The following is a 14,584-nucleotide window of genomic DNA, read 5'->3' as shown; positions in this document are numbered from 1 at the left end:
CCCCTCCCAAGAGAGTTCATCGAGGAGCTGCCGGATGGCGGTCGACATGTGGTGAGGCTATCGCCAGCCGGACCGAGCGGGGCTGAGTCTCGAAGTCCGTCCTCTCCGGGGATGCCGCTTCGGCAGGGCCTCGTCTGGCATGGGGAGTCCGGAGCCACACACGATGGCCGAAGGGGATCAGCGCCGGGGGTCGAGGATCCAGCGGCGGACAGCGTCGCTCGAGAGCGCGAGCAGGATGAAGACGTCGAGCGTCACGGCCACGAGCGTCGTGCTCGTGCGGATCTGCTGACCGTCTCCGAAATACGCCCACGCGGCGGTGATGATCGAGATCGTCGCGATCCCCATGACGAGCATGCGGGCGAGGTTGGACCCGCAGAAGAGCCCGATCGCAAAGAGCACCTGGATCACCGCGACGATGCTCAACACGATGATGGCGAAGTGGGTGTCCTCGGCTGCGAGTTCCATCTCCTCGGGCGCGACGACGGTGAGCAGCATGGCCGAGCCGACCGCGAGGGCGCGCAGCACGACGATCGCGACGCCCACCCAGACCTGCACGGGACGGCGCTGGTTGTGGGTGAGTTCATCGGCGGGGCCCGCCTGCAGCACGCTCACGTAAGCCCCGTGATCTCGCGTACGGGCGGCTCTCCCGGCGGGAGCGCCTCGCCAAGATGGCGCAGGTCGATGATCGGCAGATCGCCGTCGGTGTGGATCGAGTCGCCGCCACCGTTGCGGGAGTGGTAACCGGTCGAATAGTCCTTCAGCACGATCACCTCGACGCCGGGCGACGCCTCCCGCACCGTCCCCACGATGTGGTCACGCTCGCGGTCGATATCTCCGGAGATGCGGTGGGTGACCTGCAGCGTGAAGAAGGAGACGCCCACCGCGGTGTCGAAGCTCCCCGCGCCGAGCCAGTCCACCCGATGACCTCCGGGGAGCAGCCACCCTTCCGGGCAGCGCCAAAAGCGCACGTGATGCCGCTTGGCCGGGTTGCCGTCGACCTCCTGCTGGTAGGCGAGGTCCTGTTGTTTGCCCCAGATCAGAAGGGGGCTCACGGGCGCCTCGTCGTAGGAGACGCGCTTGAGGGTGGAGGTCACGATCTTGATGCTGCTCGCGAGGGTGACCTCGTCGGCCTGGGTCCACCGCGCCGCGCTCATCGCGGTCTTCAACTGCTCCTCGGTGCCGATGATGCCGAGGTTGACCGGGTCGCCGAGGAGCCCATCGGCGGTTCGGGAGCGACCGATGTAGTAGTCCGGGACGTACAACTGCGTGAGGATCCGGTGGACCCGGGGCAGCACTAGGTAGGCGAGCAGCGCCCAGAAGACGATGGCGAGGGCGATCCCCCACCACCCGAGGCGGAAGACCTCGTGGAAGACGAGCCACGCCAGCCAGATAGCGGCAAGACCAGCGAAGACGAAGAAGAAGGTGTCGAGGCGCCGCGCGAAGCGGGCGCGCCTGGTCTCGAGCATCTGCTGGCGTGGCTCATCCCACGACGGGGATCAGCCCTTGAACTCGTCGTGCCGACCCTCGTCGTGGCCGCCCTCGTCGGTAACGTCGGTCGCGTCATTCGGCGCGTCCGTGGACTCGCTGACGGTGCCGTCCTCGGCCAGCGGGTCATCGCTCGGGGTCACGCTCTCGAGGGTGGTCGCGTCGACCGGCGCCGCGAGGTCGTCACCGGCGGGCAGGCCCGGCTCGGCGATCTCGGCGTCCGGGGTGACCTCGACAGCGGGGGCTGGCGTCGCGACGCTGGAGTCGCGGCCGGTCTCCGGGGCCTTGTAGGGGTCACCGGCGGGCACGGCCCACGGGTCCTTCTTCTCGCCCTGGGCCTTCTTGGCGACGACCGCGGCGATGACGCCACCGATGACGGCGAAGAGGAGGAGCTTGCGCTTGCGACCCTTCTTCGGCTTCTCGCCCTTGGCGGCGGCGAGAGCGGCCTTGGCGTCGTGGTCATCGCGCAGCGCGGCGACGACCTCGGGGGCGCGCTCGCCGGCTTCCTTCCACCCAGCCTTCGCGGCGGCGGCCCCGGCGCCAGCGAGACCCACGGCGGCGGCGCTCACCTTGTCGCCGAACTCCTGGGCATCCTTGCCGGCCTTCTTCGCGCGCTTCTTGGCCTTCTTGGCGGCGTCCTCGGCGGCCTTGTCGGCCTCCTTCTTGGCCTTCTTAGCCTGCTTGCGCGCGCGACGGCCCCGGACCTCGGCGTCCTTTTCGGCGGTGGCCTTGAGCTCGGCAGCCCGCGCAGCCGCGGTCTCCTTGAACTCGGCCGCCTTCTCCTGGCCCACTTCGGCCTGCTCGGCGACCTTGTCGATCCACTCGTGCACCTTGGTGCTCGCCGCGTCAGCGGTCTCGTGGGCACGCTCCCGGCCGACCTCGGTGTTGGACTTCGTGCGGAACACTATTGCTCCTTCAGGTTGGGATTGGGGCAGTACTCCCCCATCCTGCCCCGGATCGGGCGGGCGGGGGAACGTTCAAAGGGACGAGTCTGCCAACATCGTCTCAGCGCTCATTCAGCGCCTCATGCGAGGATGAACGCCATGAAGGCAATTCTGCACACCAACCATGGCGACATCACCGTCACCCTCTTCGACAACCAGGCTCCGAAGACGGTCGAGAACTTCACCGGCCTCGCGACCGGCGAGAAGGAGTACCGGGACGACGCGGGCCGGACGAACCCCACCCCGTACTTCGATGGTCTCGGTTTCCACCGCATCATCCCGAACTTCATGATCCAAGGCGGCTGCCCGCTCGGTCAGGGCACCGGCGGCCCCGGCTACGCCTTCGATGACGAGATCCACCCCGAGCTCGCGTTCACCAAGCCGTACCTCCTCGCGATGGCTAACGCGGGCAAGCGGATGGGGCGCGGCACGAACGGTTCGCAGTTCTTCATCACCGTCGCCGAGACCCCGTGGCTCACCGGGAAGCACACCATCTTCGGTGAGGTCGCCGACGCCGACTCGCGCGCGGTCGTCGACGCCATCGCGGGCGTCCAGACCGGCCCGATGGACAAGCCGGTCGAGCCGGTGGTCATCGAGCGGGTCGAGATCCTCTCCTAAGGCTCGACAGCGACGAAAGACCACCGGTGACGAACCCACCATTTCAGGGACCCGGTCCCGTGGAGGCGCCCGAGGAGACCCCGGTCTGCCCGCGCCACCCGGACCGGGTCTCCTATGTCCGCTGTCAGCGCTGCCACCGTCCGGCCTGCGCCGACTGTCAGCGCCCGGCCGCCGTCGGCTTCCAGTGCGTCGATTGCGTCGCCGAGGCCCAACGGGACGCGCGCCCAGAGGTCACCGCGATGGGCGGTCGAGCGAGCGGGCCCGTCCCCTACCTCACCTACGGGATTATCGCGATCTGTGTCGTGGTGCAACTCGCAGTCATGGGAGCGCCACGACTTTGGGGCGACCTGGCGCTGGCCCCGATCGTCGCCGGTGAGCAGCCGTACCGGATCATCACCTCGGCCTTCACCCACGCCGGGCTGATGCACCTGGGCTTCAACATGTTCGCGCTCTACATGGTCGGGCCGTATCTCGAGATGCTGCTCGGCCGGCTCCGGTACGCGGCGCTCTACCTCTCCTGCGCGATCGGCGGGACCATCGCCTACCTGATGGTGCAGCCGACCGATTCGCTGACGCCCGTCGTCGGTGCGTCGGGTGCCGTCTTCGGCCTCTTCGGCGCGGTGATCATCTTGAACCGTCACCTCGGGCGCGACTCCTCCGGGATGCTCGCCACCGTGGCGATCAACGCCGTGATCGGCTTCGTGATCCCCAACATCGCCTGGCAGGCCCACTTCGGTGGTCTCGCCGTCGGGGCGCTGCTCGCGCTCGCCTTCGCCCAGTCCCGTCAGCAGCGCCGGCCGCTTATCGCCTGGGGAGCGATCGCCGTGATCCTCGGGGTCTGCGTCGGCCTGTGGTGGCTGCGCTACGGCTCGACCGCGCTCGGGATTGGGTAATCACACCGCTGTAACTTGTCCCCAGCTGTGGGAAACCCTGTGGATAACTCCGGTTATCCACAGGGTTTCTTGCGGTCATCCCCCGTGCAGGGGACGAAGGGGGATCAGCGCCAGCGGGTCGTCATGGCGAAGCCGGCCATCATCAGGGCGAAGCCCGCCCCGAGATTCCACTGTCCCCAGGCCTTCACCGGATAGGTGAAGTCGGAGATGTAGTAGATGACGACCCAGAGCAAGCCCGCGACCATCAGGGTGAGCATGACGGGGACAAACCACGACGGGTTCCCGATCCGCTGAGCCTTGACCTTTTCCCGCTTAACGGTCTCCTTGCGCTCCTCGACGGCGTCGGCTTCGGCCTTCTTGCGGGGGTCGCCGGAGCGGGCCTTGGCGTTGAGATCTTTGCGGTCGGCGGACTTCGCCACGGTGGGTACTCCTTGGGTTTGGTGCTCGCGCGCCGCGCCCGGGGAATAACGAGCGCGATGATTCTGCCTTAGCGTAGTAGGCGAAGCCGTCGGATCATGCCGGTGGACGCGCGAACCCCAGGTGAAGAGAGGGGCAGGGCCATGAAGAGCGAAGGGCGACACGTCGACCCCGACCAAGAACCCGACCGCCCCCGGATGCTGCGCGCGTGGCTCACCCACCGCCCGACGAAGTGGTCCTCCCTGGTCCCGGTCATCGCGCTCGCGGCGGGCCTCCTCTTCGCCGTCTCGGGCACGACGGCTCGCGGGACCGACCTGCGCTCCGAGGCGACCGACTTGCCCGATGTGATCCGATCACGCACTCACGACAACGCCCGGGCCGGTGTCCAGGTGAAGGTCCTTCAGAGCGAGGTCGAGGCCCTGTCCAAAAGGGCGGCCCCGGACAGCAAGCAGGTGAGCGCGCTCAACGACAAGATCAGCGCGGTCGGACCAAACGCCGGCAGCGTCCCGATCGAGGGCCCGAGCCTGACGGTGACGCTCGATGACGCGCACCTCAGCAGCGACACGATCCCCGAGGGCTTCACCGTCGATGATGTCGTGGTCCACCAGCAGGACGTCCAGGCCGTGGTCAATGCCCTCTGGCGCGGTGGCGCCGAGGGGATGATGATCATGGACCAGCGGGTCATTTCGACCAGCGCCGTGCGCTGTGTCGGCAATACGCTGATCCTGCAGGGACGGGTCTACTCGCCCCCCTTCACGATCACCGCGATCGGCGACCAGGCGAGCATGCAGCAGGCCCTCGATGCCGACCCGGGCGTGAAGATCTACCGCGACTATGTGAAGGCGGTCGGGCTCGGCTATGAGGTGAGCGCCGCGGACAAGACGCTCTTGCCGGCCTATGAAGGCACGATGAGCCTCAAGTACGCCGCTCCGCCAGAGCAGCCGTAGCCCGGACCTGCTGCCCGCACCCGGCATACTGGGGCGGTGGCCCGCATCCTCGTCGTCGACAACTACGACAGCTTTGTCTTTACGATCGTCGGCTACCTCCAGCAGCTCGGGGCGCAGACCACCGTCGTCCGTAATGACGCGATCACGCCCGCGGACGGCGCTGAGTACGACGGAGTCCTGATCTCCCCCGGCCCCGGTACGCCCGAAGAGGCGGGCGTCTCGATCGCGATGATCGAAGCCTGCGCCGAGCGAGCCCAGCCGATGTTGGGCGTCTGCCTTGGCCACCAGGCGCTCGGAGTCGTGACGGGAGCGACGGTCGGCCGCGCGCCGGAGCTCTTGCACGGCAAGACGAGCCAGGTCGTCCACGACGGCAGCGGCGTCCTCGCCGGGCTGAGCTCCCCCTTCACCGCGACCCGCTATCACTCGCTCACGATCGACCCGGCGACGCTCACCGACGAGCTGATCCCCAACGGGCACACCGAGACGGGGATCATCATGGCTGCGCGTCACCGTGACCTGCCCCTGCACGGTGTCCAGTTCCACCCCGAGAGCGTGCTCACGACCGGCGGACACCGCCTGCTCGCGAACTGGCTCGAGATCGTCGGTGATGACCAGGCCGTCGCACGGAGCGTGGGCCTCTCTCCCCTGGTCGGTGACACCGAGGGTGTCGCCCGCGCCGTTGCGGCCGGATAAGGGCGAAGGGGGTCCCGTGGGAGTTGTCGATCGGATCGACCACTTCCAGCGACGCCATAAGGTCGTCGGCTTCCCGCTCGCGGTGATCTACAAGTTCATCGACGACTTCGGCGGCTATCTCGCTGCGCTGCTCACCTACTACGCCTTCATCTCGATCTTCCCGATGTTGCTGCTCCTGTCGACCGTGCTTGGCCTGGTCCTCGCCGACCGGCCGGATTGGCAAGAGGCGATCCTCACCTCGGCGGTCAGTGAGTTCCCGATCGTCGGGGACGAGTTGCGCGAGACCGGCACGCTCGGCGGTGGTCCGCTCGGCTTGGTGATCGGTGGGCTCGCTGCGCTCTATGGCTGCCTCGGTGTCGGTCAGGCCCTCCAGTACGGGATGAACACCGCCTGGATGGTGCCGCGCAATAGCCGGCCCAACCCCTTCCTCAGCCGTGGCCGCGGACTGCTCCTGCTGCTCACGGCGGGGGTGGTGCTGGTCTCGACGACGGTGATGACGGCCTTCCTCCGATCGCGGCTCTCGGGGGCCTACGTCGGCGAGTTCATCGACCTGATTTCGATCATCGTCAACTCGCTCGTCTTCGCCTTCGTCTACATCATCGCGACGACCCGGCGCTTGGACCTGCGTGATGTCCTGCCCGGCGCGGTGATCGCGGCGCTCCTGTGGCAGGTCCTGCAGTCGGTCGGGGCAACCTACGTGGGGACGGTGATCGCCCGCGCGAGCAACCTCAACAGTGTCTTCGCCCTCGTCCTCGGCATGCTCGTCTTCCTCTACACGCTGTCGGTGATCGTGCTCATCACCGTCGAGATCAACGTCGTGCGCAAGGACCGCCTCTACCCACGGGCCCTGCTCACCCCCTTCACCGACAACGTTGACCTCACCCCGGCCGATGTGAAGGCCTACCGCCGCCAGGCCGCGGCGCAGCGCCTCAAGGGCTACCAGAAGATCGAGGTCCGCTTCGAGCGCGATAAGGCCGCGCCCAAGGACCCCGGGGCCTAGCCCCTCGGCCTACCCCTACGAGTTCTCCGGGTTGGTCGGGTCGTTGGTCGGCGTATCCGTGGGGGTGTCGGTCGGGGTATCGGTCGGCGTGTCCGTCGGAGTGTCCGTGGGGGTGTCGGTCGGCGTCGACGGCTCCGGCTTCGGGATCGCGTAGATGAGCGTGATCGTCGCGCCCTGGTCGACCTTGCCCGCCCCGGGCGAGGTGTTGAGGACGGTGTTTTCGGGTCGGGCGCTCTCGCGCGGCTCCAGCTTGGCGTTGAGCTTCAGATCCCGAAGGGTGTTCTGCGCCTGATCGAGGCTCTGGCCCGAGAGGTTCGGCAGCTGGACCTTGCCGGAGGCGACGACGACGTCGACCTTGCTCCCCTTCTCCGCCGAGGAGGCCAGGCCCGGGTTCGAGCTGATGATCTTGCCCTTCTCCTGCTCGGGGCTGTCCTCTTCGGTCACATTGCCGAGTTCGAGGCCGTTGTTTTCCAAGGCTGTGCGGGCCTCTTCGACGGTGAGACCCTCCAACTGGGGCACGGTCGTCGCGCCCGGGCCGCCGGAGTAGGTGTACTCGACGCGAGCGCCCCGATCGACCTGAGTGCCCTCTTCGGGGGACTGGGTCAGCACTTCGCCGACCGGTTTGTCGGACTCGACCCGCTCTCCCGCCGGGTCGAGCCCCTCGGCCTGGAGCCGGGCGTCGGCGGCGTCCTTATCCATCGAGACGATGCCGGGGACGCTCACCCGCTCGACCTCGGGCGCGCGGTTGCTGAACGCCCAGAAGCCCACGCCACCGAGCGCGAGCAACAAGATGAAGGCGACAATCCAACCCCACGGGCTGCGCCGCTTCTCGGGCGCACGGTTCGCGACCGCGGTGTCATCGTCGGCCTCGTCCTCCGGGGCCGGGGTCACCGGAGGGTTCGGCGGCGGGGTCATCGCCCGTGTCATCGCGGCGGTGGGGGTATCGGAACCCGCAGCAGCAGCGGCTGCCGCACCAGCAGCTGCGCCAAACCCGATCGAGGCGAGCGCGGCCGGGCTGATCGGGCGGTTCGCCTGGAACGAGCGCAGGTCGTCGGCCATATCGGCGGCGTCCTGGTAGCGATCGTCGCGGTCCTTCGCGAGCGCGTGCGTGGTGATCGCATCGAGCTCGGTCGGGACATCCGGGTTGATCTCGCTCGGGCGCGGGATCTCGGCGTTGACGTGCTGATAGGTAAGGGAGATCGGTTCGCCCGTGTACGGGGTGCGGCCGGTGAGGAGCTCGAAGAGGAGACAGCCGGTCGAGTAGATATCGCTGCGGTTATCGACGGTTTCGCCGCGGGCCTGCTCGGGCGAGATGTACTGGGCGGTGCCGATGACGGCGCTCGTCGCGGTCATCGTCGCCTGGGTGTCGGCGACGGCGCGGGCGATGCCGAAGTCCATCACCTTGACCGCGCCATCGGCGCCGATCATCACGTTGCCGGGCTTGATATCGCGGTGCACGATGCCCATCTGGTGGCTGTACGCGAGGGCGTCGAGGATGCTCGCGACCACCCGGGCCGCCTCATCGGGCTCGAAGGGGCCGTCGGCGTTGAGGACCTCGCGCAGCGTGCGCCCTTCGACGTACTCCATCACGATGTAGGGCACGTCGAGCAGGGCGCCCCCGGCCTCGCGGTACTGGTCCTCGCCGGAGTCGTACACGGCGACGATCGAGCGATGGTTCAGGCCAGCGACGGACTGGGCTTCGCGGCGGAAGCGGTGCAAGAAGGTCATGTCCCGGGCGTGGTCGCTACGCAGGATCTTGATCGCGACCGGGCGGCCGAGGCGGGTGTCGTACCCCTTGTGGACCTCGGCCATGCCGCCACGTCCGATCAGCTCGTCGACCTCGTATCGGCCGCCGAGCAGGCGTGGGGTGGATGGGCTCACGGTGCACTCTCCTTCGTGGATCCGGGACCGGAGAAGTCGTCTCGGCGTCGTGCGTTGAAGATCATTAGTTGAGCACCGCCTGCATGACGGCCGCGCTGATCGGACCGGCGACCGACCCGCCCGCGGCCTCGTTGCCGGCGTTGCCGCCGTCCTCGACGACCACGGCGACCGCGACCTCGGGATTGTCGGCGGGGGCAAAACCGGTGAACCAGGCGTGCGGGGCGGCGCCGGCGGTGTGCTGCGCGGTACCGGTCTTGCCGGCGACGCTCACGCCAGGCACCTGCGCGCGCGTCCCCGTCCCCGAACTCACGACGAGTTTCATCATGTCGGTCAGTTGGTCGGCGGTGCCGCGGCTCACTGCCCGCGAGAGTTCTTCGGGGTCGGTCTCGGAGAGGACCTTCAGATCCGACCCGAGGGTCCGGCCGACGAGATAGGGGCGCATGACGACGCCGTCGTTGGCGACACCGGCGGTCATCATCGCGACCTGAAGGGGGGTCACGCGCACGTCGTACTGACCGATCGCGCTCTGCGCCTCCTGGGGCGGGTTGAGGTTCGTCGGGAAGGTGCTCGGGGTGACCCGCATGGGCACCGAGAGGTTGTCGCCGAAGCCGAACTTGCTCGCCTGGTCACCGACGGCCTGGCCGCCGAGCTCGAGGCCCAGCCAGCCGAAGGCGGTGTTACAGGACTGGCGCATCGCGTCGGCGATCGTCACCTGGCCGCCGGGGCCGCACGCGCCCGGGTGAGAGTTCGGCAGGTCCGCGCTGGTCTGCGGCAGGTCGAGCACGGCCGGGCCTGGGATCGAGGAGTTTTCGTCCCAGCGGCCGTCCTCGAGCGCGGCGGCCGCGGTGATGACCTTAAAGACCGAGCCCGGTGGGTAGAGGTTGCCGCCGATCGCGCGGTTGACCATGGGCCGGGCGGAGTCTTCGTTGTAGGACTTCCAGGCGCGTTCGGCGACCTGCTGGTCGCGGCTCACTAGCGGGGTGGGGTCGTACGTCGGGTTCGAGACCATCGCGAGGATCGCGCCGGTCTTGGGGTTGAGCGCGACGACCGCGCCGCGCTGGTCGCCGAGCGCCTGCTCGGCCGCGGCCTGAGCCTTGGGGTTGATGGTGAGCTCGACGCTCGCCCCCTTCGGCTCGCGCCCGGCGAGGGTGTCACCGATCCGACCGTAGAAGAGCTTGTCGTCCTGGCCGGAGAGCAGGCTGTTTTCGGCCCCCTCGATACCACCGCCGGCGCCATACAGGAAGGAGTAGTACCCGGTGACGTGGGCGTAGCGCTCCGGCTGCTCGTAGACCCGCTGCCACTTGTACTGGCCGTCTTCAAGGGGTGTCGAGCTCGCGATCGGCTTGCCGTCGATCAGGATCTGACCGCGCTCCCGGGCGAAGGAGGACAAGACGGTCCGCCGGTTGTCGGCGCGTTCGTTGATCGCGCTCGCGCCGAGGACCTGCAGCCAGCTGCTCGCGGCGAGCAACATGACGAAGAAGATGCCGGTGATCATCGATAGGCGCCGGATGGGATCGTTCATTTGAGCGACACCACTTCGGTCGGTGCGTCGATCGCGGCCGGGTCGAGTTCGGGCTCGGGGCGGCGCGCGTGGTCGCTCATCCGCAGCAGCAGCGCGATGAGGGTCCAGTTGGTGAGCAGCGAGGATCCGCCGTAGGCCATGAAGGGCAGCGTCAGGCCGGTGAGCGGGATGACCCGGGTCATCCCACCGACGACGACGAAGACCTGCAGCGCGACGGTGAAGGACAGACCCACCGCGAGCAGCTTGCCGAAGCCGTCGCGCAGGCCGATCGCCGTACGCATCCCGCGCTGCACGAGCAGGGCGTAGAGGGCGAGGATCGCGAAGAGGCCGATCAGGCCGAGTTCTTCACCGAGCGAGGCGTAGATGAAATCGGACTCGGGAAGGGGGGTGAGCCACGGCCGCCCTTGGCCGAGACCGGAGCCGAAGAGCCCGCCGGCGGCCATCCCCATCAGACCCTGGTTCAACTGGTAGCAGGGCTCCAGTCCCTCGGGCCCGAGCGGATCGAGCCAGCAGAGCACCCGGACCTGAAGGTGGGAGAAGAGGAGGTAGGCCACGTAGGCGCCCGCGGCGGCGAGGGTGAGGCCGATCGCGATCCAAGACACCCGCTCGGTCGCCACGTAGAGCATCGAGACGAAGAGGCCGAAGAGGAGCAGCGAGGTCCCAAGGTCGGTCTCGAGGACGAGCACCAGGATGCTCGCGACCCAGGCGAGCAGGATCGGTCCGAGGTCGCGGGCGCGGGGGAAGGTAAAGCCGAGCACCTTCTTCCCGGCGAGGGCGAGCACATCGCGGGTCTGGACGAGATACCCAGCGAAGAAGATCGCGAGGAGGATCTTGGTGACCTCGGCGGGCTGGAAGGAGAAGGGGCCGATCCCAATCCAGATCCGGGCGCCGTAGATCGAGCGGCCGAGCCCGGGGATGAGCGGCAGCAGCAGGAAGATGAAGCCGGTGAGGCCCGCGAGGTAGGTGTAGCGGCGCAGTACGCGGTGGTCGCGGAGCATGATCAGCACCGCGATCGCGAAGATCACCCCGAGCAGGGTCCACTGGAGCTGCTTGAACGCCTGGCCCTCGCTGAACGAGCGTCCCGCGGCGATATCGAGGCGGTAGATCATGACGACGCCGAGGCCGTTCAGCATCACCACGATCGGCAAGATCAGCGGGTCGGCGTAGGAGGCCCGAAAGCGCAGTACGAGGTGGAAGACTAGGGCGATCGCCCCGAGCATTCCGGTGAGGAAGAGCAGGTCCGGAGGGGTCGTGCCGGTCTCGGCGACCGCGACGTTGACGTAGGCGAGGACCACCACCCCGATCGCGAGCGCGGTGAGGAGGAGTTCGACGTTACGACCCCGCTTGGGGGCGATCGTGGTGATCGCCCTCATCAACACTCCTGGCCGGATTCTCGGAGCTGAGTGCAGCGCACGGCGGCGACGCGCAGGCTGTCGACGCGCTGCTCGGCGGCGTCAAGGGATTCGACGGCGACGGTCTCTTCGACCGTGGAGCGATAGAAGCCGGGGAGGTCACTCAACGGAATGTCGGTCTGCCGAACGGCGTGGGAGAACTGGATCGGGCCGAGGTTTTGGTTGATGCCCTGATAGATCGTGACCCGGGAGTCCTGCGCGCCGACGTAGTACTGGTTCTGGGTCCAGGTCCAACCCGCGTAGCCGAGGACACCAACGATCAGGGCGAAGACGGCGAGCACGCCGAGGCGCTTGGCCCAGCGGCCGAGGGCTCCGGGGCGCTCCTCTTCGGCCAATCGGATCTCTTGGGTCGGGGCCTCGTCCGAAGGGGGTGAGAGCGCCGCCGCCTTCGCGGCCGGCGAGTTCTCGATCGGGCGGGTGCGCTCTTGGCGCAGGGCCGCGGAGCCGACGACCTGGGGCTGGGTCGATGGAGGGGTCTCGAGGGCATTGAGGTCGACGACATCGGCGACGATGACGGTGACGTTGTCGGGGGCGCCGGCCTTCAGGGCCAGGCCGACGAGTTCATCGGCGGTCGTCCCGGGAGCCTTGCCGTCGCGCAGGATGTCCTCGATCGTGTCGCCCGCGACGAAGCCGGAGAGCCCGTCGGAGCAGAGCAGGTAGCGGTCGCCGACGATCGCCTCGCGCGCGCCGACATCGGGCTCGTCGCCGGGATCGCCGGTCAGCACGCGCGTCACGACGCTGCGCTGCGGGTGGGTGGAGGCTTCCTCTTCGGTGATCCGCCCTTCGTCAATCAGCGTCTGGACGAAGGAGTGGTCGTGGGTGATTTGGGTGAACTTCTCGCCGCGGAGCAGGTAGCAGCGGCTGTCACCGATGTGGGCGAGGATGAGCTTGTTGCGGGCGCGCATGAGCGCGGTGACGGTGGTGCCGAGGCCCTCGAGCTCAGGGTTGTCCTCGGCCGCGCGGGAGAGCTCGGCATTGGCGGTCGCGATGGCCTTGGAGAGTTGCTCGCTCGCCTCCCCGGCCGTTAAGGACTCGTGGTCGATCGAGACGAGCTCGGAGATCACCGTCGAGCTCGCGATATCGCCCCCGGCGTGGCCACCCATCCCGTCGGCGATGACGAGCAAGTGCGGACCCGCATAGCCGGAGTCCTGGTTGTTCTTGCGCACCATGCCCGCATCGGAGCGGGCGGCGTAGCTAAAGGCGATCGACATGTCGGTGGCTTAACCTCGCTAGTTCCGCAACTCGATGACGGTACGGCCGATCCGGATGCTCTGTCCGGTCTCCATGGGCACGGCCTCGCCGACTCGGTACTGACCGAGGTAGGTGCCGTTGGTGGACCCGAGGTCCTCGACGTACCAGCCGTCGTCGCCGCGAACGATGCGCGCGTGCCGGCCGGAGGCGAAGTCGTCGTCGAGGACCAGGGTGCACTCGGGGTTGCGACCGATGAGCACTCCCGGTTCGCGAAGCGGCAGGTGGGTGCCGGTCAGCGGTCCGTTGGTGATGACGAGATGGTTGGGGATCTTCGGGTCCCGGCGCGGGGCCTCTTCGGCTCGACGGGCCTTGCGTTCCTTGCGGGTCTCGCGCCGTCCGCCACCTGAGCGAGAGATCACCTTGGTGCCGTACAGGTCGGTGCGCAAGACGCCCGCGAGCGACATCACGAAGATCCACAAGAGCAGGAGCAGGCCGAGCCGCAGCACGGTGACGGTCAGCTCGCTCATGGGCTCAAGAATCCTTACTGCTCGGAGGTAACGGGGGTTTAGCGCGAGGCTGTGCGGTACTTCACCGACGTACGTCCGACGGTGATCCGGTCGCCGTCGGTGATCCGGGAGGCGTCGACCTGGTGACCGTTGACGAAGGTGCCGTTGGTCGAGCCGAGATCGCGCAGCGAGGCGTCCAGGCGATCGCCGGTGTCGACGATCCGGATCTCGCAGTGACGGCGGCTGATCCCCGGGTCGTCCAAGACGATGTCGGCGCTGTCATCGCGGCCGAGGACCGTGAGGTTGCCGAGAAGGGGGTAGCGCTCGCCGTCGACCTCGATCCAGGGGCGCTCGGTGACCGACACCCGGCGAGGGGCCGGGGGTGCGGGTCGAGCTGGAGGACTCGCCGGACGGGCCGAGGTCGGCTGCGGCACAGGAGGGGCCCCGGCGGCGGCATTACCGGCCGGCGCGGAGGGGACCGGCGGGACCGGTGGGGGCGACGGAGGTCCGTCCGGCTGGGGCGCAGGCGCAGGGTCGGCGTCCTTGCTTCGGGCGGCAAAGGAGTCGCTGTACTCGTCGTAGTCGTCGGCCGCGTAATCGTCGGCGGACTCTTGGACCTGGGCCGGGCGCTCGACTCGCTGGCGGGAGGTCGCGGGGCGTACCCGAAAGACACCGACCTCGAGCTCGGGGTCGGCGTCGAAGAGGACCTGGAGCGGGCCGCGCGGTTGGTAGCGCTGGCTCTCGGCGTGGTCGCGGGCGGCGGCGATCAGCTCGTCTTCGAGTTCGACGCCGTACTCCATGAGCCGGTCGAAGTCCTCGTCGGAGAGTTCGATCGTGAAGAGGTTGGGCACGATCGTGTTGCCCCGGCCGAGCAGCGTGGCCCGGTCGTCCATCGCGCGGCGGACCGCCGAGGCCAGCTCCAGTGGCTGCACCTCCGAGCGGAAGGCCTTGGCGAAGACGCCGTTGACGGTGCGCTCGAGTTTGCGCTCCATGCGTTCAAACAGACTCACGTGCGTGGCCTCCCTTCGGCTCGATCGGTTACTCGATTGTCAGCACAATCCGTCCGATCCTATCG

15 protein-coding genes are annotated in these 14,584 nt (G+C 68.2%); 5 read left to right on the top strand and 10 right to left on the bottom strand.

Going from position 1 to position 14,584, the window contains the following annotated elements:
- Positions 1–177: 177 nt before the first annotated feature.
- From AB8K43_RS03015 to AB8K43_RS03005, 3 genes are read right to left on the bottom strand one after another with little or no spacing between them, the layout of a single operon-like run.
- Entirely contained in the window at positions 178–612 is a 435-nt protein-coding gene (locus tag AB8K43_RS03015; RefSeq protein ID WP_370891342.1) for a hypothetical protein, read from the bottom strand.
- Positions 609–1,466 carry an LssY C-terminal domain-containing protein gene (locus AB8K43_RS03010; protein WP_370891340.1) on the bottom strand — a complete coding sequence of 286 codons (858 nt, stop codon included), beginning with the start codon at positions 1,464–1,466 and terminating at the stop codon, positions 609–611. The genes AB8K43_RS03015 and AB8K43_RS03010 overlap by 4 nt, the downstream gene beginning before the upstream one ends.
- A gap of 30 nt (positions 1,467–1,496) precedes the next feature.
- Positions 1,497–2,390 carry a hypothetical protein gene (locus AB8K43_RS03005; RefSeq protein ID WP_370891338.1) on the bottom strand — a complete coding sequence of 298 codons (894 nt, stop codon included), beginning with the start codon at positions 2,388–2,390 and terminating at the stop codon, positions 1,497–1,499.
- A gap of 138 nt (positions 2,391–2,528) precedes the next feature.
- On the opposite strand from AB8K43_RS03005, the gene AB8K43_RS03000 reads away from it, so the two are divergent.
- Together AB8K43_RS03000 and AB8K43_RS02995 are read left to right on the top strand one after the other, a co-directional pair.
- Positions 2,529–3,047, top strand: a complete 519-nt coding sequence (locus AB8K43_RS03000; RefSeq protein ID WP_370891336.1) for a peptidylprolyl isomerase — start codon at positions 2,529–2,531, stop codon at positions 3,045–3,047.
- Between the two features lie 59 nt (positions 3,048–3,106).
- A complete protein-coding gene (locus tag AB8K43_RS02995; RefSeq protein WP_370891334.1) occupies positions 3,107–3,940 on the top strand; it encodes a rhomboid family intramembrane serine protease in 834 nt (277 codons plus the stop codon).
- 104 nt (positions 3,941–4,044) lie between these two features.
- On the opposite strand, the gene AB8K43_RS02990 is transcribed toward AB8K43_RS02995, so the two are convergent.
- Entirely contained in the window at positions 4,045–4,359 is a 315-nt protein-coding gene (locus AB8K43_RS02990; protein ID WP_370891332.1) for a cell division protein CrgA, read from the bottom strand.
- 141 nt (positions 4,360–4,500) lie between these two features.
- Here AB8K43_RS02990 and AB8K43_RS02985 point away from each other — a divergent pair, with 141 nt between their 5' ends.
- Genes AB8K43_RS02985 through AB8K43_RS02975 form a run of 3 tightly spaced genes read left to right on the top strand, consistent with a single transcriptional unit; the run spans position 4,501 to position 6,997 of the window.
- Complete coding sequence (locus AB8K43_RS02985) at positions 4,501–5,304, top strand: DUF881 domain-containing protein (protein ID WP_370891330.1); 804 nt, start codon at positions 4,501–4,503, stop codon at positions 5,302–5,304.
- A gap of 36 nt (positions 5,305–5,340) precedes the next feature.
- Positions 5,341–5,997, top strand: a complete 657-nt coding sequence (locus AB8K43_RS02980) for an aminodeoxychorismate/anthranilate synthase component II (protein WP_370891328.1) — start codon at positions 5,341–5,343, stop codon at positions 5,995–5,997.
- A 16-nt stretch (positions 5,998–6,013) separates the two neighbouring features.
- The gene (locus AB8K43_RS02975; RefSeq protein WP_370891326.1) at positions 6,014–6,997 is read left to right on the top strand and encodes a YihY/virulence factor BrkB family protein; all 984 of its coding nucleotides are present in this window, start codon (positions 6,014–6,016) and stop codon (positions 6,995–6,997) included.
- 15 nt (positions 6,998–7,012) lie between these two features.
- On the opposite strand, the gene pknB is transcribed toward AB8K43_RS02975, so the two are convergent.
- The 6 genes from pknB to AB8K43_RS02945 form a co-directional block, all read right to left on the bottom strand.
- Positions 7,013–8,878 (bottom strand): Stk1 family PASTA domain-containing Ser/Thr kinase, encoded by a 1,866-nt coding sequence (pknB, locus tag AB8K43_RS02970; RefSeq protein WP_370891324.1) that lies wholly within the window; start codon positions 8,876–8,878, stop codon positions 7,013–7,015.
- Positions 8,879–8,942: 64 nt separating this feature from the next.
- Positions 8,943–10,400 (bottom strand): peptidoglycan D,D-transpeptidase FtsI family protein, encoded by a 1,458-nt coding sequence (locus AB8K43_RS02965; protein WP_370891319.1) that lies wholly within the window; start codon positions 10,398–10,400, stop codon positions 8,943–8,945.
- Positions 10,397–11,773: an FtsW/RodA/SpoVE family cell cycle protein gene (locus tag AB8K43_RS02960; protein WP_370891315.1), complete on the bottom strand. Its 1,377-nt coding sequence runs from the start codon at positions 11,771–11,773 to the stop codon at positions 10,397–10,399. The genes AB8K43_RS02965 and AB8K43_RS02960 overlap by 4 nt, the downstream gene beginning before the upstream one ends.
- Positions 11,773–13,023, bottom strand: coding sequence for a Stp1/IreP family PP2C-type Ser/Thr phosphatase (locus tag AB8K43_RS02955; RefSeq protein ID WP_370891311.1), 1,251 nt, complete (start codon positions 13,021–13,023; stop codon positions 11,773–11,775). Before AB8K43_RS02955 ends, AB8K43_RS02960 begins: the two co-directional genes overlap by 1 nt.
- 18 nt (positions 13,024–13,041) lie before the next feature.
- Positions 13,042–13,530 carry an FHA domain-containing protein gene (locus AB8K43_RS02950; RefSeq protein ID WP_370891307.1) on the bottom strand — a complete coding sequence of 163 codons (489 nt, stop codon included), beginning with the start codon at positions 13,528–13,530 and terminating at the stop codon, positions 13,042–13,044.
- Between the two features lie 38 nt (positions 13,531–13,568).
- On the bottom strand, positions 13,569–14,519 hold the full coding sequence (locus AB8K43_RS02945; protein ID WP_370891304.1) for an FhaA domain-containing protein: 951 nt from the start codon (positions 14,517–14,519) through the stop codon (positions 13,569–13,571).
- Positions 14,520–14,584 lie beyond the last annotated feature (65 nt).

This window comes from Janibacter sp. GXQ6167 (assembly GCF_041365945.1).
Lineage (GTDB): Bacteria > Actinomycetota > Actinomycetes > Actinomycetales > Dermatophilaceae > JBGFSK01.
This window is presented reverse-complemented; position numbering and strand designations above follow the sequence as displayed.

What these genes read in the sequence shown, in the direction of transcription:
- AB8K43_RS02955 (WP_370891311.1), bottom strand. Translation starts at nt 13,023, where the DNA reads ATGTCGATCGCCTTTAGCTACGCCGCCCGCTCCGATGCGGGCATGGTG.
- AB8K43_RS02950 (WP_370891307.1), bottom strand. Translation starts at nt 13,530, where the DNA reads ATGAGCGAGCTGACCGTCACCGTGCTGCGGCTCGGCCTGCTCCTGCTC.
- AB8K43_RS02960 (WP_370891315.1), bottom strand. Translation starts at nt 11,773, where the DNA reads ATGAGGGCGATCACCACGATCGCCCCCAAGCGGGGTCGTAACGTCGAA.
- AB8K43_RS02985 (WP_370891330.1), top strand. Translation starts at nt 4,501, where the DNA reads ATGAAGAGCGAAGGGCGACACGTCGACCCCGACCAAGAACCCGACCGC.
- AB8K43_RS03000 (WP_370891336.1), top strand. Translation starts at nt 2,529, where the DNA reads ATGAAGGCAATTCTGCACACCAACCATGGCGACATCACCGTCACCCTC.
- AB8K43_RS03010 (WP_370891340.1), bottom strand. Translation starts at nt 1,466, where the DNA reads ATGCTCGAGACCAGGCGCGCCCGCTTCGCGCGGCGCCTCGACACCTTC.
- AB8K43_RS02965 (WP_370891319.1), bottom strand. Translation starts at nt 10,400, where the DNA reads ATGAACGATCCCATCCGGCGCCTATCGATGATCACCGGCATCTTCTTC.